This window comes from Streptomyces sp. S.PB5 (assembly GCF_030403745.1).
GTDB lineage: Bacteria > Actinomycetota > Actinomycetes > Streptomycetales > Streptomycetaceae > Streptomyces.
In genome coordinates, this window is the sequence record NZ_JAQMWP010000026.1 from 101,512 (window position 1) to 121,501 (window position 19,990).

The 19,990-nt window shown below is 70.8% G+C and carries 17 protein-coding genes; 2 read left to right on the plus strand and 15 right to left on the minus strand.

What is annotated here, in order from left to right; all coding sequences use genetic code 11:
• Positions 1 to 98 precede the first annotated feature (98 nt).
• The 14 genes from PH203_RS43440 to PH203_RS43505 form a co-directional block, all read right to left on the minus strand.
• Entirely contained in the window at positions 99 to 1,001 is a 903-nt protein-coding gene (locus PH203_RS43440; protein WP_289927743.1) for an ATP/GTP-binding protein, read from the minus strand.
• Positions 947 to 1,537 carry a hypothetical protein gene (locus tag PH203_RS43445; RefSeq protein WP_289927748.1) on the minus strand — a complete coding sequence of 197 codons (591 nt, stop codon included), beginning with the start codon at positions 1,535 to 1,537 and terminating at the stop codon, positions 947 to 949. Before PH203_RS43445 ends, PH203_RS43440 begins: the two co-directional genes overlap by 55 nt.
• A gap of 580 nt (positions 1,538 to 2,117) precedes the next feature.
• Complete coding sequence (locus tag PH203_RS43450) at positions 2,118 to 2,702, minus strand: hypothetical protein (protein ID WP_289927750.1); 585 nt, start codon at positions 2,700 to 2,702, stop codon at positions 2,118 to 2,120.
• Between the two features lie 74 nt (positions 2,703 to 2,776).
• The gene (locus PH203_RS43455; protein ID WP_289927752.1) at positions 2,777 to 3,004 is read right to left on the minus strand and encodes a hypothetical protein; all 228 of its coding nucleotides are present in this window, start codon (positions 3,002 to 3,004) and stop codon (positions 2,777 to 2,779) included.
• A 148-nt stretch (positions 3,005 to 3,152) separates the two neighbouring features.
• Entirely contained in the window at positions 3,153 to 4,076 is a 924-nt protein-coding gene (locus PH203_RS43460) for a replication-relaxation family protein (RefSeq protein WP_289927774.1), read from the minus strand.
• Positions 4,067 to 6,697 (minus strand): ATP/GTP-binding protein, encoded by a 2,631-nt coding sequence (locus PH203_RS43465; RefSeq protein WP_289927753.1) that lies wholly within the window; start codon positions 6,695 to 6,697, stop codon positions 4,067 to 4,069. The genes PH203_RS43460 and PH203_RS43465 overlap by 10 nt, the downstream gene beginning before the upstream one ends.
• Positions 6,673 to 7,095, minus strand: a complete 423-nt coding sequence (locus PH203_RS43470) for a hypothetical protein (protein WP_289927754.1) — start codon at positions 7,093 to 7,095, stop codon at positions 6,673 to 6,675. Before PH203_RS43470 ends, PH203_RS43465 begins: the two co-directional genes overlap by 25 nt.
• A 215-nt stretch (positions 7,096 to 7,310) precedes the next feature.
• Positions 7,311 to 8,423, minus strand: a complete 1,113-nt coding sequence (locus tag PH203_RS43475; RefSeq protein WP_289927755.1) for a bifunctional lytic transglycosylase/C40 family peptidase — start codon at positions 8,421 to 8,423, stop codon at positions 7,311 to 7,313.
• Between the two features lie 35 nt (positions 8,424 to 8,458).
• On the minus strand, positions 8,459 to 11,188 hold the full coding sequence (locus PH203_RS43480) for a hypothetical protein (protein ID WP_354671316.1): 2,730 nt from the start codon (positions 11,186 to 11,188) through the stop codon (positions 8,459 to 8,461).
• A gap of 1 nt (position 11,189) precedes the next feature.
• Entirely contained in the window at positions 11,190 to 11,585 is a 396-nt protein-coding gene (locus PH203_RS43485; RefSeq protein ID WP_289927756.1) for a hypothetical protein, read from the minus strand.
• Positions 11,585 to 14,272 carry an ATP-binding protein gene (locus tag PH203_RS43490; protein WP_289927758.1) on the minus strand — a complete coding sequence of 896 codons (2,688 nt, stop codon included), beginning with the start codon at positions 14,270 to 14,272 and terminating at the stop codon, positions 11,585 to 11,587. Before PH203_RS43490 ends, PH203_RS43485 begins: the two co-directional genes overlap by 1 nt.
• Complete coding sequence (locus PH203_RS43495; protein ID WP_289927759.1) at positions 14,269 to 14,850, minus strand: hypothetical protein; 582 nt, start codon at positions 14,848 to 14,850, stop codon at positions 14,269 to 14,271. The genes PH203_RS43490 and PH203_RS43495 overlap by 4 nt, the downstream gene beginning before the upstream one ends.
• A complete protein-coding gene (locus tag PH203_RS43500) occupies positions 14,847 to 15,188 on the minus strand; it encodes a hypothetical protein (protein WP_289927761.1) in 342 nt (113 codons plus the stop codon). The genes PH203_RS43495 and PH203_RS43500 overlap by 4 nt, the downstream gene beginning before the upstream one ends.
• On the minus strand, positions 15,185 to 16,120 hold the full coding sequence (locus PH203_RS43505; protein ID WP_289927763.1) for a conjugal transfer protein: 936 nt from the start codon (positions 16,118 to 16,120) through the stop codon (positions 15,185 to 15,187). Before PH203_RS43505 ends, PH203_RS43500 begins: the two co-directional genes overlap by 4 nt.
• 903 nt (positions 16,121 to 17,023) lie before the next feature.
• Between PH203_RS43505 and PH203_RS43510 the strand changes: the two genes are divergently transcribed.
• Positions 17,024 to 18,460, plus strand: coding sequence for a hypothetical protein (locus PH203_RS43510; RefSeq protein ID WP_289927765.1), 1,437 nt, complete (start codon positions 17,024 to 17,026; stop codon positions 18,458 to 18,460).
• Between the two features lie 341 nt (positions 18,461 to 18,801).
• Here the strand turns inward: PH203_RS43510 and PH203_RS43515 are convergent, their stop codons facing one another.
• Entirely contained in the window at positions 18,802 to 19,131 is a 330-nt protein-coding gene (locus PH203_RS43515) for a hypothetical protein (RefSeq protein WP_289927766.1), read from the minus strand.
• 225 nt (positions 19,132 to 19,356) lie between these two features.
• On the opposite strand from PH203_RS43515, the gene PH203_RS43520 reads away from it, so the two are divergent.
• Positions 19,357 to 19,902: a hypothetical protein gene (locus tag PH203_RS43520; RefSeq protein WP_289927767.1), complete on the plus strand. Its 546-nt coding sequence runs from the start codon at positions 19,357 to 19,359 to the stop codon at positions 19,900 to 19,902.
• The last annotated feature ends 88 nt before the right edge of the window (positions 19,903 to 19,990 follow it).

The window sequence follows — 19,990 nt, forward strand, 5'->3', positions numbered from 1 at the left end:
TCACCGGGCCGGCGACCTGAGCATGCGGGGGACCCCCGGGCACGGGCGCGGGGCGTTCTCGTGTTGTGCTCAACGCTTCATCCTTCCGATGGGCTGCCTCATCTGACGACCTGGACTTCGCCGACGGCCGCCTCCACATTCGTCTGCCGGATCTCGATGAGCTGGCCGGCTTGTCCGCCGCCCTGCCAGTTGATCGTCCATGTCGAGGTCGCCGTCACCGGAAACTTGGCGCTCTGGGCACCGGCCGAAGTCTCGGAATACACGTGTCCACAGGTCGGGCTCTGGGCCATTCCCTTAGACGACGTATAGGGAGTGCCCGGTCCGTTACACGTCACGGAAGTGCCGTCACCCATCGACCACACGACTTTTGACACCTTCGCGGTAGCGGTGACGGTGATCCCGCCCGCCGAGGCCGACGCGGTGTTCGGACCGTACGTCGTGGCGCTCTGGTTGACCCACATCCACATCGGGACACCCACGGTGTACTTTCCGGTAGGGCGAGGGCTTGCGATGTCCGGACCGAGCAGAGTCATGGAGTCCACCGCGCGCTGGGCGAGCACTTGCGGGTCGACCTGCGGCGCGGGCGGCTGTCCTTCCGGCACGACGACAAAACCGTCAAGATCCGGCCGTTGCTCACCGGCCGTTTCGTCCCAGCATGAATAGAAGTACATGTCATATTTCGCGGGATCTTTGCCTTCCCACGCCGGGTGTTCGGCCGGCGGTTTCGGCTCGATCTTGGTGTACCCGCACTTAAGGTCGCTGTCGTTGCTGCCGCCTGATGAGCCGCCAGCTTGCCCGTCACTTCCCCCGGATTCGTCACCGACGCCGACGCCGACACAGAACTTGATGACCTGGCACTGGCCGGCATCGACGGGATCGTCGCCCGCGTGCGCAAAGCCAGCCGAAGTCAGGACGAGGACGCCGGTGAGCGAAGCAATGCGTCGGGCTAGCACGCTTGCTCTTGTGCGGTTAACTTCGTGACCATCCACTTCGTCCCCCACTTTTCAAGCGTTGCGGTGCTGACGTATTTGGTGAGCCGCGTCGTGGGCAGAGGGACCTTTGTCTTCGAGGCCTTGTCGATCAGAATCCAGTTCGTCGTGTCGACGCAGTCCGCGACCGTGGCCGTGGGGATCTTGGCATCGGTCACCTTGACGACCTTCGGATCGATCGCGGGCCTTCCGGTGGTCACCTGCCCGGCCTTTCGCATAGCCGACAGATCGTTCTCGATGTCAGCCAGGGCTTTGAAGGTGGTGTTCTTCTTGAGGTCGGTGCCCGAGGAAGAGGCCTTGCTGTAGGCCGCGGTCTGCGCATCCCACGAGCTGGTGTACGCCGCGATGACGGCGGTGTCCTCGGCGCTGACGGTGGAACTGGGGGATGGCGAGACAGTCGTCGGGGTGGAACTGGGGTTGGACGACGAGTCCGAGTCGCCGTTGCTGCATCCGACCACCAGGAAGGTGCCCGTGACGAGAAGCGCGGTTGCGTACGTGCGGGCGCGAACACTGGGGCGTCCGGCCTTGTGCTGAATTGCTCGTGTCACGTTGTCTCCCCGTGGGACGCGTACGACACGACCGCTGCCACTGCCCGCCGCTCAACGGCGGTTCGGGTGCACGGCCGCTTCCAGCTGCGGAAATGCTTTTGCGTGACCGCAAGATTACGCATATGCCAGTCAACTTCCCAGTGTGATAGTCGAGTTCACTCGTACAACTAAGGACGTACCCGGTCACATACGGGACCGGAAGTCGATTTGTGGTTGTGTGTCTTCGCTCGTTCCGGCCGCACACGATCCGCAAGCGCTGCCGGCTGGAGAGCCCGATCGACCCGCCAGGGGCGTGGCGCCGTTCCCACCCGTGATCAGGTCGGTGACATCGGCCGGGTCCGAGCCGAGATCGAGGACCTTGGGCGGAGCGAGCGTGGCGCCTGTGCGGAGAGCGAGGCCGGAACCGGCCGTCCCGGGGCTGACCGATGCGAGTCCGGCAGGCCTCGGCGTGCCGCCCGTGGAACTCAAGCCCCCGGGCTGGGGGATGGCGATGGTCGCGCTCAGAGCGACCGCGGCGGCTGTCCCTGCAAGGGGCAGGCTGGTGAGGCGGGATCGGATCGATCGCATGGAGCGTTTCACCTCACCCAGAGATCGTGATGGTCGTGGTGTCGAACAGGGGGAGTTGGAAGCCGACCGTGGTCGTGGTCGGCGGTGGCGCGGGGAACTGCATGAAGATGCGTGCGCTCTCTCCGGCCTGGAGTGTGGACAGGCCGGTTGTGGTGAGCGGGCGGCCGTCGGTGTCGCGCAGGACGTAGTAGCGCTTGCGGGCTGGGAAGTCGACGAGTGTCGCTCCGGCCAGAGACGGGCCGGTCCTCAGGATGTCCGGTTCGCTGCCGCGCAGCGCGGCCGGGACGGCTGTTATGTCGGGACCGGTGTTCGTCAGCTTGCCGCGGACTGTGAGGTAGCCGGCCGTCCCATCCCGCTCGGCCGCCGTGATCGTCAGGATCAGGTTGTCGCGGCCGGACAGCTCTGCCTGCGGCAGCGCCTGCTGCCCCTGCTGGCTGTGCGGTACGGCATTGCTTCCTCCCGAGGCGGCCGCCAGGGAACGGTCCTGTTGCTGGCTGCTGCCGGAGTCCGAACAACTCGTCAGTCCCAGCGCCAGCGCTGCTCCGATGGCCGCGGTGGCCAGGAACCTGCTGTGCTCTGTCGTGCGGCATCTCCTCATCGGGCTGCGCCCCTTCCGGCGGCATGGATGATCGGCAGGCGCTTGCGCGATCGGACGCGAGGCCTGGCACCTGGTCACCGTGCCGGCCCGCATTGCGGCCACACGGTGATCACGTCGCCGTCCAGGGACACGTACCGACCAGGAAAGCGGCGGCGAACCACGGCAAGGTCTTCCAGGTCGAAGTCGCCGGCCCCCTGGACCACGCAGGCGCTCCCGATCTGCGCAACGGTCCGGGTCAGGGTCGGCCACTCGATCGCTTCATAGGGTTCGTTGTTGCGAATTGGATCCGTTGCGTGCGTCATCAGGATCTCCCAAGTCCGGTTGCACATAAGGCGTCAGCTGTCCCTCGCCTCTCTGTGCGGCAGTAAACATAGTGTTCGCGTGCGCAAACTTCAAGGGGTTTTCGGAGTAGTTGCACGGCTGCGACATTTGCTGCCGCCTGCCCGGGTGTCACAGCTCCGTCCATGACTGCCGCGCGCCCCCGGCGAGGGGCACCCACACGTCGGCCGTGGGCCCGTGCTCTTCGAGGTCCTCCAGGACGGCGGCGCCGAGGGGAACGTCACGGCCCAGGGCCGTCACCAGCGGGTGTTGGGTGACCATGGCCTGCAGGTCACTGATCCGGTTGGCCAGGACGTACCGGGAAGTGCCGGTCAGTACGACCAGCACGCGCGGGAACACCGGATACCAGCGCAGCCACACGGCGCCCATACCAGCCGGTGTTCGGGGGCGCTGGCGGCCGGCGAACTGCGGCTCGTACGACCACAGCCGCGCGTATTCGATCAGCTTGGCCGCGAGTCGCTCGCTGCTCATGGTGGACCGGTCCACTTCGACGAACGCCCGCAGCTTGGTCCGTTGTCCACCGCGGATGAGGGTGTAGTGCATGACCGCGTCCGCGATGACTCTTTCGCCGTCGCTGAGAGGGTGAGAGACCTCTGGTGTCCAGTCGAGGTGAGCGTGTTCGTCGCCGCGGCGACGGGCGTCGGCGACGAACGCCAGGTGGGTGCGGACCACGGTCAGCGTGTGCGGGGTCTTCAAGGACGCCGCGGTCGCCGAGGTGATCGGATACGGGGGCCGGCCGCGCAGTGCGGGAAAGTCTCTGGTGAGGCGGGCGCCTTCGCCGGTGAGGTACCAGGCGCGCGTGCGATTCGATGCCGGCAGCACGGTGAAGTCGACCAGCCCTTGCCGGCGCAGCCTGTTCAGCGGGGTGGCGACGGTCTGCCGTACGGTGTCCGGCCGCAGGAGGGTGTGAAGCTGCTGGCTCGTGGCCATCCGGTGCAGGGCGAGCGCGGCCAGCAGTTGATGCGGTAGCGGTTCGACGGGACTGGGGTGCCAGCCCGGTGCGGACTGGGTAACGCTGACGGCGGTCACTGGTATCCCTCTGTGTGGTTGGCCTGGCGCGCGTGTGCCGTGGCGGCCGGGGCGCGCTGGGCGAGGAACGCGGCGACACGGTCCTGCTGGGCGGCAGCCGTGGCGGTGAGCTGGTCGAGCGGTGCCGCGCCCGCGGTGTTACGGGCGGCGCGCTCCAGCGCGGGGACCTGACGGGGACGGGCGTATTCGTCGAACACCTCGTCCAGGTGCGGGCCGGTGATCCGGACCGGGCCGATACGGCGGCCGCCGACGGTGAAGGAGATGTAGTGCTCGAATCGGTCGAGCACGGCCACCTCGTCAGCGCTGGGCTTGTCTCCCCACTCCGCGGTGATCGGGGTGATGGAGGTTTTCGAGCCCGCTGTGGAGGCGAGCGTGGACGCGTTCTGCGTCAGCGACATCCGCACCGGGGCCGGCAGACGGCCCAGCAGCTGGGTCATCCCGTGCACGGTGACCTGGTACTTGCGGAAGTCCTCGAACATGGACGCGATGGTCTCCGGCGCGGCCCCGGTCAAGGTGATCAGTTCGTCGAAGTACAGCCGGAACGGCCGCCGTTGGCTGTGCGGTGTGTCCCGGCGCGAGCGCACGGCCCGTAGCAGGTCCCGGGCGATGAGCGCGGTCAGCAGCCGGTCGGTGGGCCCGTTCCCGGCCGGGCACACCCACACGATGAGCCCGTTGTCCATGGCGGCCCGGCTGTTGTAGACGCCGACCGGCTGGCCGAGAAAGGCACGGGTGACCGGGTTGGCGGCCAGCCGGGCCAGCGGGTTGAGGACGACGGCGAACGCATCCGGCGGGAACGTCGGGAAGACCGTCCTCCACCACGCTTGCGTGTCCTCGTCCAGCCGGTCCGCCACGGCGGCCAGCGCCGCGCTGCGGAAGACCGGGTCGGCGAGCAGGGCCCGCACGTGGAAGATCGTGCTCTGGTCCTGGCGGCGGCCGGCCTGGCAGGCGGCCTGGTTGACGGTCACCAGCACCGCCAGCGCTGACGTGAGGATGGTCAGCGCGCGGGGAGCGGCGGCGTCGTCCCACCCGAGGACCGTGGAGAAGGCGTCGGTGACCGCCTCGACGACCTCGTGCGGGGCCTGCCCGTGGTGCATGGCGATCGGATTCCACGAGCTCAACATCGGGCAACGCCCTGCCGCATTGAGGTCGATCAGCGCGATCCGCTGCATCAGATGGTCGTGGGCCAGGAACGTCGCGGCCCGGGGCCAGGAGTCACGGTGCGGGTCGACGAACATCAACCCGCCGCCGGCATGGGCCCACCCGATCGCCTGCGCCAAGGCGCGCTCGGTCTTGCCGCCACCGGCCTTGCCCACCCCGCACTCGAACAGCGTCTCGTGTGTGTAAGTGGCGACCAGCCGCCTGCGCCCGTCGGGCCCGCGATGGATGCCCTGCAACAGCAGGTCAGGATGTTCGAACTCGAAGGACGGGAGGTCACCGGCGAGCAGCGGCAGCCGGCAGTGCACGGTCGGCGGCTTCAGCAGCCCGGTCAGTTCCTCCAGCCGCACCCAGTTCGCCAGCGGCGGCTGGCACTGGCCCAGCTGCCAGCGGCGCTCGAAGCTGCGTCGTGTCGGCCAGTGATCGGCACCGAACCGCCACGGTCCCAGCCGCCAGCCGCGCATCGCCCACCGGGAGCGGCCGCCGAACACATCGAAGGCGGCCTGGAGCTGGGCGAGCCGGGCCTGGGCGCGGCCTTCGACGTTGGAGGCGCACATCACGAGCAGCTGCACGCGCACGAGGTGGTCGTCGTCGGCCAGCTTGCCGAGGGCCTCGTCCGGGTCCACCCGGCGCGGCACCGCAGGCATCACCAGCCGCCGCCCGGCCGGGCTGTCCTTGCCGGTGATGAGCGCCCGCACATTCCAGGCCAGTGAGTCCTCCATCCCGGTGGCGTCCTGGCGGATCCAGCGGGAGGCGCGCTGGGTCTCCCGCCGCTCCCGGCGCCGCGCGGCGCTCATGAGCTGAAGCCGGCGCGTGCGCAGGGCCCACTTGGGCGCACGCTGGATGTCGAGCCGTATCTCGGCAAGGTCGCCGAGCTTGGCGCGCAGATCGGACACGGCGTCGACCAGGGGCTGCAGCGGGTCGGGCTCCAGCGGTACCTCCCGCAGGGGTGCGACGAGCTTGCCCCGCAGGATGAACTCCGCGCGCACCACGTGCTTGCGCGGCGCGTCCACGATCGGACGGGCCTTGTCGACGGTGACATTCGGCCCGAACGGAGAGATGGACAGCAGCCGTTCAGCGCCCGCCGGGCCTTCGACGCGGTAGCGCAGCGGGCTGGAGCCGTCCGCCCGTAGCCGGATCTGCACGGTCTTCGCCCGCCGCGGCGCCCACCACGGCATGGACGTGGAGGCCCGCGCCAGCTGCACGCCGCGGCGGAAGATTTCCTCCAGGCCCGGGTCGAAGTGCCGGGCAGGGGTGAGTTCCAGGGCCATCCGCTCGGCGCACGCCCGCTGTGCGAGCCGGCGCACCACCATCTCGCCCGCGCACCAGGACACGGCGACGGCCAGGGCGAGCAGGTACCAGTGGCTATAGAGCCAGCCGGTCGTCTCGACGAGCCCGGTGACCAGGCCGATCACCGATTTGGCGGCCTGCCCGGAGGCCTGGTCCGTCACAGGCGCGGCAGCGGAGTCCACCTCGGACCTCCCTTCGTGAGGGTGCGGGTGAAGGGCAGATCGGCGATGCGGCCGTCGGTGTAGGTGCCGCCCCGGTCGGTGCCCGCCCACACGAGGTGCACCACCGCCGCATCCGGGCCCGCTTCGCGGCGGGCGATCGCGGCCTGGATACGGAAGCCACCGGTCGCGAATGCCGGGGCCACCACCTGCCCGTGGGGAAAGACGTCGGGCCAGTTCCTGCGGCTGACCCCGGTGGCGTCGGCCCGCAGCAGGGCACGACCTGCAGCGAGCAACTCCCGTTCGTCGGCGGCGAGTAGGTCCGCGGGCCAGGCTGCTTCCAGGGAGTGCTGGATGGCTCCGTCACCGGCCGTGCCCTCGCCGTGCGGCGGCAGAGCAGAGGAAACGGTCGACGATGGCAAGGGGGCATGCGACGCGGTGGGTGTCGCCGCGCCGGTCGGCGGGCGAACCGAAGATACGACGGCCGGGGATGACGAACTGCTGGCCATGGGAGAGGGCGCTGATGAGGCCGGTCCCGACGGCAGTGGGCGGTGCGGCACGGTCAACAGGGCGATTCCGGCGACGGCAAGGACGAGGGTGCTCAGCATCAGCAGGCGCGGCGAGCGCGGGAGGGTGGTCACAGCAGCCGGGCTCCCCCTGCGTAGCCGGACATGGCCTCGACCGTGTCCTGCCGGATGACGGTGCCGGGGCGGGCGGCGTTGATCATCTGTCCGCTGCCCAGGTAGATCCCGACGTGGTAGATCGTGGAATCGCGGCCGGGGGCGTACGCGAAGAAGACCAGGTCACCCGGCTTGAGAGCACCAGTGCCCAGGCTGGCGGGGATGCGCCGGCCAACTCCGGCCTGTGCGGCTGCGGTGCGGGGCAACTGGATGCCTGCCTGGGCGTACGCGTAGGTCGTCAGCCCCGAGCAGTCGAACCCGTTGATGCCCGCGCCGCTCTTGCCGCTGGGTGAGCAGCAGATCCCGTACGACGGGCCGTTGGCGTTGCCGCCGCCCCACGAGTACGGCGCGCCCCGCTGGGCGAGTGCCGCCTCGATGACGGTGCGGACCTTCCCCGAGACGCTGTCCAGGCCAGGGTTCTTGCCGGCCGCCGTGTATTGGCCGATCCACCCGAGCACGTTCGCCACGTACGCGGGGGAGTGGTTGTACTGATAGATCGCCGCCTTGAGTTGGGCGCGCTTGGTCAGGTCGCGGCCGTTCCCGCACAGGTAGATCGCGGCACCGAGCGCGGCATCGTCGGCGTTGTGGGGATCGGCGACCTGGTCGCCGTTCCCATCCTCACCCACGCCTTCCCAGGTGGAGGGCAGGAACTGGAACGGGCCGACGGCCCGTTCGCCCTGCGCGGTGCCGTCCCATCGGCCGCCGTCGGAGTCGGGGACGGCCGTGGTGTTGCCGCCGGCCCCGGAACCGTCGAGGAGGACGCCGTAGATGCGCGGGCGGATATCTCCGTTGTCGGCAATGCCCCGGCCGACGGCGTGGTTGGACTCCACCTTGGCGATCCCGGCCAGGATGGGCCAGCGCATGCCCTGGCACTTCGGCACATGGCGGCCGGCCTGCTGTACGGCCTTCTTGTACGCGGTCAGCATCCGGGCCGGGATGTCTGCGGCACTGCCGCCCCCGGCGATCCCGCCGTCGTCCTGCACACCCGACTGCAGCCCCACGTACGCGCTGATCGCGTTGCCGACAGGTGCAGCACAGCACACGGCCGCGAACATCAGCAGCGCCACCACGCACCCCCACCGCCGAAAGCGCCCACCGGGCCACTTCACTCGTCCTCACCGCCTTCGTCACGCCGCCGGGCCCGCTCCTGGCGCAGCCGTTCGGCATCCGGGGCAGTGCGCCGCAGCAGTTCCTGCATCCGCTCGCGGGCCTCGTCGCGGGCGCGGCTGCTGGCTGTGGCGTCCCCGGGACGTGCGGGCCCGCCGAGCCGGCTGCCGGAGCTCGCCCGCGGTGCGGGGCCGCTGTCACGCGGGTGTGCAGCCGGGGGCTGCCCCGGTGCCGGGTCGGTCGGCCGGGCAGACGCGGGCGCTGCGCGGCCTGCGGGGCGGCTGGTGGGCACAGGGCGCGGGGACGGTGCGCCTGGTGCGCTGGGAGTGGGCAGGCGGCGGCCGGGTAACGCCGTGGTCCCGCTGCCGGCGTCGGTGCGCCCGCGCCGCACGCCGGACTCGTCCCGCATGGTTGTCCAGGCTCCGCGGTCCTCGCGGACGGTGTTGCCCCACACCCGCGCCTGCTGACGGGCGTCCTGGGAGTAGCGCGACCCTGCTGAGCGCGCCCGGTCGACGGTGACGGGCAGCCCGACCGTGGCCCCGTACGCGGCCCGGCCGCCCCGGTTCAGGATGCGGTAACCGCGGTAGCGGACCAGCCGGTTGTGCGCCCGCGTGGACAACAGCGTGCGGTCGGAGTTCTGGTCGTGCAGCACCTGCCCGGTACGGCGGTCGACGATCTGCCCGTCTTCGTTGCGGTACCGGTCCGGCGGCCCGCCGGGCCGCCGCGGTCCCCCGCCATCGGGTCCCCCGCCGCCCCCACCGGACGGTTCGCCCGCGTGCGGATCACCGTCGGCGGTGGGCTTGCGCCACTTGGCCAACTTCTCCGTATCCGGGCGGCGTCCGATCAGCAGCCAGTGCCCGCCCTTGGCCCCGAGCCGGGCGCCGGTCAGGCCGAGCCGCGCACCCAGCCCGCCTACGGCTGCCGCCGCGGTGACCGGGGCCAGCCCCCGCCCGGCCTCGGCGGTCGCGTCGGCGAGAACGCGGCCGGTGTCGACCGGCATGCCCGCTCCGTCGGCCAGCGAGGTCAGCGCGCCCATCAGGCGCTGCCGGGTGCCGAGCAGCCCGAACCGGCCCCCGCCGCCGGTGACGGCGCGCAGCCCGCCGCCGTAACCGCCGAGCGCTGCGGGGGAGTTCATGGCGAGGGCGGCGCCGAGCTCGGAGGTGTCGCCGGGCATGTGGGTGCCGCCGACCTTGGCGTAGCGCATCCGCATCGCCATCCGCCGGCCGAAGGAGGTGATCCCGGTCAGCATCCGGCGGTGCCCGGCCGCGCCGGCGACGGCCAGCACGTCGATGAGCAGGATCCGTTCGACCATCAGATCGGGGCCGTTGGTGATGGTGGCGTCCACGGCGATCCCGAAGAACGGAATGTAGGCGCAGATGCCGACCATGGCGAGGATCGCGATGCCCCAGATCGACAGCCACTTCCACACCGACTGCCGGGCGGGGCCGGGCAGCATGCCGGCGATGAGCGTCATGGTGCCGGCGGCTGCGGCGGCCGCGCCGATGCCTTGCGTGCCCAGCAGGACGATGGCGCTGGAGAGCAGCATGCCGCAGATGAAGAACGCGGCGACCAGCAGGAGGAAGGCGCCGCCGACCCGCCACCAGGTGGGCTTGGCCGCGTACTCGGAGCACGCTGTGCCGACCGGGCCGGCCTTCTTCATGTCCTCGAGGAAGGCCGCGAATCCGCGGTCCTCTTGTGTGATCTGTGGGTTGGGGGTGGTGAGGACGTCGGGTCCGAGCTCCGTGAGGGGGTCGATGGCCAGATCGTCCTTGTCGCGGCGTTCGCAGTACGCCTTGGCGGGACCTTTGATGAGGCTGCAGGGGTCTTTGTCGTCCTCATCATCTGCGTCGTCGGTTGTGGCCTGGTAGCCGCCGATGACCCACTTCAGGTGGATGCCGTAGGCCTTGCGGTCGGATTCCTTGGAGGGGTCGAGGATGCGGCCGTACTGCAGCAGCATGTACGGCTTGACGATCAGCGCGTTGGTGATGGAGTCCTGCAGGGGGCGGGCCACGTCCGTGGACGCCACCGGTTTTTGGGCCTCCAGCTCCAGGCACTTCAGCTCCTGTCGGCCCGCGAGGCCGTCGCAGGGGCCCAACTCGGCCAGCTTGCCGCCCCAGTCGTAGGAGTTGACGCTCTCCTCGGCGACCGCGGCAGCGACCTGCTGGGCCTGGCCGAGCGGGCCGTCCTGGGCGAGCAGGTAGTCGGGGCGGACGAATGCGGACGCGGCGAACGCCGCGATCGTCAGGGTCAGGAAGATCTCGCCCAGACCGCGCCCGACCCGCCCCCGCACGATCATGAATCCGGCGAACACGAACGCCCAGGCCAGCAGGAGACCTTTCAGCCCGAGCGTGTCGACGATGATCGCGTTGTAGGAGTCGGCGACCTTCTGTGCCGGCTTGATGAGGATCTTCAGCAGCGGGAACCGGAAAGCCAGCTCGATCGCCCACCCCGCCAGACCGACCAGCAGCCGGATCACAGTGAACAAGCCGGACAGGGCGAAGGAGAGGGACTGCGTTTTGAAGCTGAGGATCGGGCCGCCTTCGGCGTTGAGTTCGTAGCCGTTGATCGGCACGCCCTCGCTCGAGGTGATGTTCAGCGGTGACAGGAGGTCTCCGGTGTTGCTGGTGCTGCTCGCCGCGTACACGACCTGGCTGTTGACCATGACGAACACGCCGGCCAGGAGCGTCACGAAGCCGGCCGAGCGGAGCGTGCCGCGGTCTGGGCGCACCTCAGGCCCGCTCTCGGGCCGTGGTGCTGCGGCGCCGCCAGATCACCAGGGCCGTCAGGCCGGCCCCGGCCGGCAGCAGTCGCCACGCCGCACCGGCCAGGTCCCGCTCGGCCGAAGCGGGCGCAGACCTTGAAGCGGAGGTGCTGGCACCACGCGCGCAGTACTCCTTGGCCGGACCCGCGATCAGGACGCACGGATCGTGGCGCGGCGAGGCGGACGAAGCGGTGTCCGCGGCGAACGCGGCGCCGGTGCGCGGCCACCACGACTCCGGCAGGCTCGCCCCCACCACCAGGGTGATGACGGCGGCCGCGGCGGCGATCACCGTCAGCATGCTCACCGCGGCCGCCAGACGCCGGGGGCGGGCGGGCGCAAAGGACGAAGGTGAAGTGGTGGTCATCAGCTGAGTTCCTTCGGGCGGGCACCGGCCGCGTCACCGGAGTTCGGCCCGGCCGCGGCATGCGGGGCCGGGCTGGGCCGGCGTCCCGGGGTGGTGGTGATGGAGGTGGCGATGCGCGCGATGCGGGGGATGACGACCTTGATCCGGCCGGTGTTCTGGCGGGGCCCGGTCAGCAGGAACTCGCCCTCGCGGCCCTTCTGGCCGACGGGGGACAATCCGGTGGTGACCAGCCGCAGCAGCTCCGGGTCTTCCGCGTCGAGGCCGATGAATTCCAGCCCTCGGCGGGCGCGTTCGCGATCCGCGGTGCGGGCGAGAGCGCGGTAGGCCATCAGGCCGCGGTCGGGGCCGAGTTCAGCGGCGTCGTGCGAGCCCGCGAGGAGGCCGGCGCCGTGCTTGCGGCCGTCGTGGAGGATCTCGTGGACCAGGGCTGTGCCCTCCGCGGAAGAGGTGAGCCAGTACAGCTCGTCCAAGACCACGGCAGTGAACCGGTCGGGATCCTCGAACGCGGTCTGCCGGGCGATGGCCGCGATCAGGTAGAGGACCGCCCGGCCGATCAGCGCTTCCAGGGGCTGCTGGTGCAGCACTTCCGGGTTGGCGAAGGCGGCCTTCGGGGGCAGCTTCAGCCCGGCCGTAGTGATGACGATCATGTCGTGGGCGCTGGAGGCGTCCAGCCGCACCGGCGGCAGCGCCGCATCGAACACCATCGCCGCCAGCGGGTTGGTGGCGACCACGCGGATGAGGCCGGCCAGGGTGGCAGCCGCGTCCTGCCGCTTGCCCGCCTCACCAGCGGCCATCTCCTCCAAGACCCCCAACACCCGGTGCATGGAGGGGGCGTTGCTCGCCGCGGCCCGTTCGACGGCGTGGTGCAGGACTTCGCCGGATGTGCTCATCGGCCCGATACCCAGCTGCAGGGTGAGGTAGGACAGGGCGTAGTGGCGGCCCTCGGGGCCGGGGAACATCCGCAGGGGGTCGATGGACACCTCGGCCGTGGCCGCGTCGAGGATCTGCACGCGGCCCTTTGCCGCGGTCCGCGCGAAGGTCGCCCACTCGCGGACGGGGGTGCGGTCGATACAGACCGCGCAGCCGCCGCGCGCCCACACCGCCTCCGCGATCAGTTTTTGCAGGACGCTTTTGCCGGCCCCGAGGTCGCCGACGATGCCCATGGAGGCGGAGGCGTCCTGCTTCGGCGCATCCGCCACGTTGATCATGACGGGGCGGGTGGTGCCGCAGTCCAGGTCGATCCCGAGGAACATCCCGTTCGGATCACCGACTTGGCAGGCGGTGAAGGCCCCGGACAGTGCCCAGTCCTCGCTGACCTGGTGCTGGGTGAACTCCCGCACCACACCGGGCCGGACCGTGCCCGGCAGGCCGAGGGTGAACAGGGCCTGCTGCAGGCCGGCCGGGCGCACCGCCCGGTAGTCGGCGCCGCTGAGCAGGGCGGCAAGCGCCCGGGCGCGGGAGTCGCAGACGGCGGCAGTCGGTCCCCACACCGTCAGCACGGTCACCGACTGCACCTCGACCTCGACGCTGGTGCGGGCCAGGCGGGCGTCGAGTTCGCCGAGGTCGCGGGCGGCGTCGGTCAGGGAGGCGGGCATGCCGGTGGGACGGGCGTCGTACTGGTCGGCCTGGTCGATGAGTTCGTTCTTCTTGCGCTGCACTTGAGCGCGGGCCTTTTCCGCGGGGACCAGGGTGAGGTCGATGGTGTAGTCGACGGGAAAGTCCAGGCTCTCCAGCTGCGCGAACAGATCGGCGGTGTCCTGGCTGACCGTGGGCGGGCACTCGGCCAGCGTCAGGTGGGCCTGGTAGCCGGTTCCGGCGTCGGTTTCGACCTGCAGCCAGCGCCGCCCGAGCGGCGAGCCGCTGTTGAGCCGCCACCAGGCCGTGCGCCCCGACCGCGTGATCCGGCCCGTCTCCTTGAGGTCCCTGGCATCGTCGAGCTGTGGGTCGATGCCGCCTTCCTGCAGCCGCACCTGCCCGAGGTCCGTATAGGAGGGGGAGCGCAGCATCCCGCCGCGCAGTTGCCCGCCGTACAGGTCACTGGCTTCGGCCTCCGCGAGCAGCGGTTCGGCCATACCGCGGTGCAGGGCGTGCTGGATCATCCACACGATCTCGGCCGGGCGGGCCGGACGGAACGCGATCCCGCCGGCGAGCGCGGCCTCCACCCGACCGGCCTGCTCCCGGTACGCGCTCAGCTCGCGGCGGGCCACCGGGGCGGGGCGCATGCCCAGCAGCGGTGCCACCTCCTCCCAGGCCGCGCCGATCGAGGCGGCGAGCTGCAGACCGGGGGTCTCGCTCTGCAGCGGCACCGCCAGCCACAGAGTGCGGCGGTGCATCTCCTGCTCGTCCAGCAGGTCCAAAGCGGCCTCGACGTTCTCCACCCACGGGTGCGCCACGTCAGGCGCGCTCTCAGCCGGCTCGATGCCTTCGATCATCTTCAGGGCGATCTCGCCGGGATCGACCTGGGCGGCCAGCCCGAATAGCCGGGGTGCCCCGGTCAGGGAGCGCACCATGTGTGTGATCTTGGCGAGCTGCTCGTCGCGGACCGCGACGGGCACGTAGGTGCCCTGGACACTCTCCTCGACCTGGCCGTGCGCGTCCGGCCCGGGGTGCAGGCGGTAGATCGCCCAGACGCTGCCGTGCGTCGACCAGACCAGGTGCCCGGCGATGTGACGGACCGGCACCCTCATCGCGCACCGCCGCCCTGCCCGGCCAGCGCGAGCAGTTGCTGAACCCCCGACGCTGGACCCGTCGCCGCAGCCGCAGGAGCGGGGGCGACCGGCTGCGTCCGGCGGGGCGTTGACGAGCGGGCGCTGCTCGGATCCGGCCGCGGCACCCGGATGGTGCGCAGCTGACCTCGGCGAGTCGAGGCGGCGGACATCTCGGGATGGGGCGCGTTCTCGATGGTGAAGCCGCCGAGCAGTGGCCGGGGAGCGCGGTCGCGGGCGGCCCGCCCGCCGATCCGTCCGCCCTGCGGCTGCCATCCAAGCTGCACCCAGCCCAGCACCGCCTGCATTGGGGCACGGCCTTGGAACTTCGGGCGGCGGACCGCCCAGATCGCCAGCAGCCAGCCGGCGATCGGCACCGGCCCCAGCACCGACCACCAGCTGATGGTCTTCACCAGCAGGAACCCGCCGACGACGCCGACCGCGATCTGCGTCGGCGTATACGGGCCCAGCGGGATCTTCCAGTCCGCGACCTTCCCCAAAACCCAGGGGTGTCGGCGGGCGGCGGTGTAGTAGCGGCCCGTCCGGGCGGTGGCGCTCATCGGCGGCCTCCGACGTCGGTCGGGTGCTGCCGTGCGGCGGGGGCAGAACTGTGGACGAGGCCGGGGTCGGCGGGCGCGCCCTGGGCGGGGTTCTTGACCTCGTCAGTGAACATGTCGGCCAGGTCTTCGCGGGAGTAGTACAACCCCAAGGCGATGATCATCAGCAGCAGGGCGCCGATCCCGGCCTTGATACTGAACCTCTGGATCATGATGACCACGACCACCACCAGCAGTCCGGCCTGCAGACCCTTGGTCGCCCATTCACCGAACATGTCGATCCACGAGTCGCCGAGAGCGTCCAGCTTCCCCGCGAGCATCAGATCGTGCACTGGGGTCATCGGGCACTCCCACCCGGGGCAGCGCCAGACTCGAGCGCGGAGACTTCCCAGCGGCCCGAGCGGGCGGTGAGGGAGAGCTCGTAGGCGAGCGGCCAGCGTCCGTCGGTGTCTTGCGCTGCCACGTTGGCGAGGACGCGGACCTTCGTGCCGTCGGCCGGTACCCGCTCGGATGCCGCCTCCTCCTCGCGGGCAGCCACCTGCTGCACCGCGACGGCCGTGTACGGCGCGGGGGAGACGGCTCGCATCGTCACGCCGGGCGCGAGGTAGCGGTTCACCTCCCCGGCACCGGTCAGGTAGGCGGCGAGGAACTCCCCGACGGCGGACGACAGATCACCCTCCGGGACACTCACCCCGTACACCGACTTCGCCACCTCGGCCCGGGCGGGGCCGGTCACCACCGCGGGTGCGCCGGTCACGGTGAACGAGGTGCCTGCGCGACTTGCGGCGATCGGAACGGCGTAGTAGCGCACCCGGCCGTCCGGGTACTGCGCAGCCACCGTCACCGACCACGCACCGCCGTCGCGCTGCGCACTGCGCACCGCCGTCACCGACGCCGCCGCGGGCTGCGCATCCGCCGCGGGGTCGGGCAGTTCGACGTCCGGCGCCATCGACTGCGCAAGCCGCGCCTGCGCAGTCGCGATGTCATCGGTGCTGCTGCGCAGCCACGTGCTGACGAACAGCTGCGCATACCCGGCGGGGTCGGCGGCCGTCGCGGTGGTGCGCGCCGAGGGGGTGGGCGGGGCCTGGGTGGCCGCCTCGACGGTGGTCGGGGTGGAGGTGATGGCGATGCCCAGGGCGATCGGGCCGGCCGTGATGAGGGTCCAGAGCGCCACCCGCGACAGCCGGACGCGGCGGCGCATTGCCTGCAGCGCGACGCCTGCCGCGATCGGGGCAGTGGCCTCTTCCTGCGGGGCCTGCTTGCCAGGAGACATGGTCAAACTCCCAGGTCAGTGCGGATGTTGCTGACCTTGAGGAAACCCGTGGGCCCCGACCGGACCACCGACCACGAACGCCCGACCACGATCACGAAGGGGACACAAATCCGTGGTGGGGGCTGTGGTCTGGCCCGACCACGGACCCGACCACGACATTTCGCAGCCCACTGAGTTCGGCTCTACCGCTGCGGGTCTCACAGAGATCGGGGGCCGCCGACGCCTCGTGCGCATCCGGGACGAGGCTGCGGGCGCGAGAGCCCCTGGGCTTCCGCGCCGGGAGACTGCGCAGCAGCAGGACGATGCGCAGCCGGATCCCGAAGCCCCCGGGCGAGGCTGCGCACTCACCCGTGCACGACGATTGCGCACGATCCGCGCCCCGTTGCGCAGCCGCGTGCGCAACGCCCCGCGCGCGGCTGCGCAGTCCGTCGCACGAAGCGATTGCGCAACCCGATCGGGCCGTCGCTCAACGTCGAGCTGGGCGGCCTCAATCCGCTCCGGACTCCCCGAGGCAGGCGTCACGGATCACGGAAACCACCACGGAACGTTCCGGAAATCGCTCCGCCGACCGCAGTCAGGCCGGCCTTCTTCGCGAGCTCCTTACACTCCGTGCCCGCCGCTCGTAGGCAGACGAAGCGGTGGTCCACCGGATCGGGGGTCCCATACATGGCCGAGGGCCGGTCGGGCCCGACCACACCCCGGCCATGGCAGCCCGGCGCGCCTGTTGCCGGATTGTGAGCGGTGGTCGGGGGTTGTGGCCGTCGTCCTGGTTGGCGCTGGCGGGTGAGCTGCCTGCATGGATCTCACGCACGCCGCCTGGTCCGCAGGTACTAGCCGTTCCACTTCCGCGCGCGGCGGCTGCTGTTGCGTCTGCCGCGCGAACAGCGCGCTCACTGATAGGCGATGACCGGAGGCCGGATCCGCCGTGGTGCGATGGCGGGGGATCAGTTCACGCAGATCGCCAACGGTCTGTTCCGCGACAGCCGTCTGTCCTACCGGGCGAAAGGCATCTTCGGATACATCAGCACCCACCGGGACGGCTGGCAGGTGACCATCGCCGGACTGGTCGGCTCCGGGACCGACGGCCGGGACGCGGTGCGCAGCGGGCTGCAGGAACTTGAGGCCCACGGCTATCTGATCCGCGAACGCCGGCGGCGGCCGAACGGCACGCTCGGCGAGATCGTCTATTCGATCACCGATCACCCCGCCTGCGCTGACGCCCTCCTGGCGGACGCCGGCACAGCGCTCCATGCAACAGCGGCCCCCGTGGGCGGCCGGGGCGATTACGGCAAGGGGATCCGCCGCGGCGTGATGGCCGGTGACCAGTTCACCCAGATCGCCAACGACTTGTTCCGCGATGCCCGGATGTCCTTCAAGGCCAAGGGACTGTTCGGACTGATCAGTACCCATCGTGAGGGCTGGCGGATGACGGTTGCGGACCTGGCCCGCCGCGGCCGCGAGGGCGTGGATGCGGTGACGAGCGAGCTGGCGGAGCTCGAGGGCGGCGGTTTCCTGCAGCGGGAGCGCGCCCGTAACCCGGACGGCACTCTCGGTTCGGCCACATATGTCATCACCGACCTGCCCGCCCTGCAAAACCCCAGCTCGCAGCCAGAGTCGGAAAATCCAGGACTGGATAACCCTACGTTGGCTGATCGCCCTACAAAGAACACCATCGTTAAGAAGACCAACAAGCAGAACACCAACCCCGTCCCTCCGTGCGCCCGCGGCGAGCGCACGCACGGACCGGGGGCTGCATCGCCGAAGGGGACGGCCGCGTCGGCGCCGCAGGATCTGGATCCCGGCACCCGGCTGCTGCTGTCGATCGGCTCGGCCCATCCCGAACTGCTGCTGCAGGAAAAGGCCCTGCACGACCAGGGCCGGGTCATGACCGCGATGCTCGACGCCGGCTGGAGCCCGGAGCAGCTGCGCCACGTCATCACCAGCCGACCGCTGCCCAGCCAGATCCGCACCTCCGTCGACGCGATCGTCGCCGCCCGGCTGCGCTCCGCCCAGCTCTACCCGCCACCCGCCCCGGGTGTCGACGACGCCGGCGCCTTCGGCCCGGGCGAGGCTTTCTGGCCGGAGCGTTCCACGGCGTCGTCAGCTGACCGCACGGTCGACGAGGCACTCACCTACCGGGCCCTCGTCGAGTGTTCGGGCTGCGGCAGGCCCGGCACCGCCCCCGGCGAGGACCTCTGCCCGGCGTGCCTGGGCTGGCCGCTGTGCCGCACCTGTCCCGGCCCCACGCCCCGGCGCGCGCACCCCGACAACGACGGCTGCTGCTCTACCTGCGCCTCCGCCCTGACCGCGACCGGCTTTCTGGAAGCGAGCACGTCATGACCGGCACGCTCCACCCGCCTCCGCGGACGGCACCCCAGCAGCCGCTGTGTCCCTTCGCCCGCAAGTTGCGGCGGTCGCAGGAAGCACAGTCCCGCGTGCTGCTGATCGCCCACGTCCGCCCTGCTCCCGCGCGCGGCAGCAGGTGTGAGCCCGCGCTGGTGGACGAGCGCACCGGCTGGGGGCGGCTGGCGCGGACGGTGCCCGGTGACGGGTCTGTGCCCGACCTTCCGCAGCAGATCGGCGTGTTCGCCCCGGGCACGTCGGTACTGCAGGGGCTGGCCGTGCGCCGGTTGATCCGGCGCCCCGCCCACCGTATCGCCCTGAGCAACGCCAGCCCCGCCTCACTGCGGTTGTCCACAGCGATGGCGGGGGCCATCAGCCTCGTCGCCGCCCTGTACACCCTGAACCACGGTGTTCCCTCCGACTTGGTGCTGCCGGCGATGCTGCTCGCCCCGCTCCTCACCGAGCACCTCTCCGACCGGCTCAACGACCGGGCCCGCGCACGCGTCCGCCGCGTCGAAGGCGACGCTGCCTGCCGATACCCGAAGCGCCTCGTCACTCTGCACGCCTCTCTCGTCCAAGCCGCCGGCAACGACGCTTACGAACTGCGCCGTTCGGCCGAGATTGGCCATCACCTGCTGTGGGACGCAGCCGGCCTGCTCCAGGCCCACGACACCCGCACCGCCCCGGCTCATCGACCGGGAGCGGCTGATGGCCCAGCTCGCCGACCAAGTCGCCCAGATCCTGTACACGCACAACGAGTCGGCGGCCGGGCAGGCGACCCTGCCCCGCGGCGGCGACGGCCCGCTGGGCCCGCTCCCGCCCGGCTTCGAGCCAGCGGCCCAGCCCACCCATCATCCGCGACCGGCACTTCACCGCAGAAAGGATCCCGGCCCATGCCTCACAACCCGACCGACAGCCCAGCCCGTACCACGGACGTCTACTTGCTCTTTGCGCACGAGCCGTACTACCCGGACACCGGCACCCAGGAGATCAACACCACCGTGGTGGCCGCCGCTACCCTGCTCCACCCCCAGGTGTGCCAGCCCGACGGTGCCCGCATGCACGACCGCCTCACCCAGGGCCGCACGCCGGGCGAGATCATCCCGCTCTCCACGCTCACCCATGAACTGGACGGAGGTGCAGGCTGGCCGCAGGTTGGTGACTGGGAGACAGTCACCACCGACCTCGTGCAGCTCGTCCGCACGGGGGAGTGCGACGCCCTCAGCCTCGGCCTTCCCGAGATCGGGCGCGCCCTCGTCTGCACCGGCCCGCACAGCCACATGCGGGCTGTGGACGCGGCCGGCCAGGTCATCACCTACGGGCCGAAGGAGCGCGCCGCCGTCCTGGCCGAGGTCGACCTGTTCCTCACCAGCCTCGTCACCGAGCAGGAGTTCTGGCCGGGCGACGGCCTGCTCCCGCCGCTCCACCGACCCGCTTGACGTGCTCCCTGGCCTAAAGTCCAGGGATTCCAGCCTGGGTCGTCTGACCCTTCCGGAGGCTTCCTGCTTCCACGCGCTGTGCGGGCAC

Bases quoted from the DNA above. Each gene is read 5' to 3' on its own strand.
- PH203_RS43500 (WP_289927761.1), bottom strand. From the start codon at position 15,188: ATGACCCCAGTGCACGATCTGATGCTCGCGGGGAAGCTGGACGCTCTC.
- PH203_RS43495 (WP_289927759.1), bottom strand. From the start codon at position 14,850: ATGAGCGCCACCGCCCGGACGGGCCGCTACTACACCGCCGCCCGCCGA.
- PH203_RS43450 (WP_289927750.1), bottom strand. From the start codon at position 2,702: ATGAGGAGATGCCGCACGACAGAGCACAGCAGGTTCCTGGCCACCGCG.
- PH203_RS43485 (WP_289927756.1), bottom strand. From the start codon at position 11,585: ATGACCACCACTTCACCTTCGTCCTTTGCGCCCGCCCGCCCCCGGCGT.
- PH203_RS43505 (WP_289927763.1), bottom strand. From the start codon at position 16,120: ATGTCTCCTGGCAAGCAGGCCCCGCAGGAAGAGGCCACTGCCCCGATC.
- PH203_RS43510 (WP_289927765.1), top strand. From the start codon at position 17,024: ATGACCGGAGGCCGGATCCGCCGTGGTGCGATGGCGGGGGATCAGTTC.
- PH203_RS43490 (WP_289927758.1), bottom strand. From the start codon at position 14,272: ATGAGGGTGCCGGTCCGTCACATCGCCGGGCACCTGGTCTGGTCGACG.
- PH203_RS43520 (WP_289927767.1), top strand. From the start codon at position 19,357: ATGCCTCACAACCCGACCGACAGCCCAGCCCGTACCACGGACGTCTAC.
- PH203_RS43455 (WP_289927752.1), bottom strand. From the start codon at position 3,004: ATGACGCACGCAACGGATCCAATTCGCAACAACGAACCCTATGAAGCG.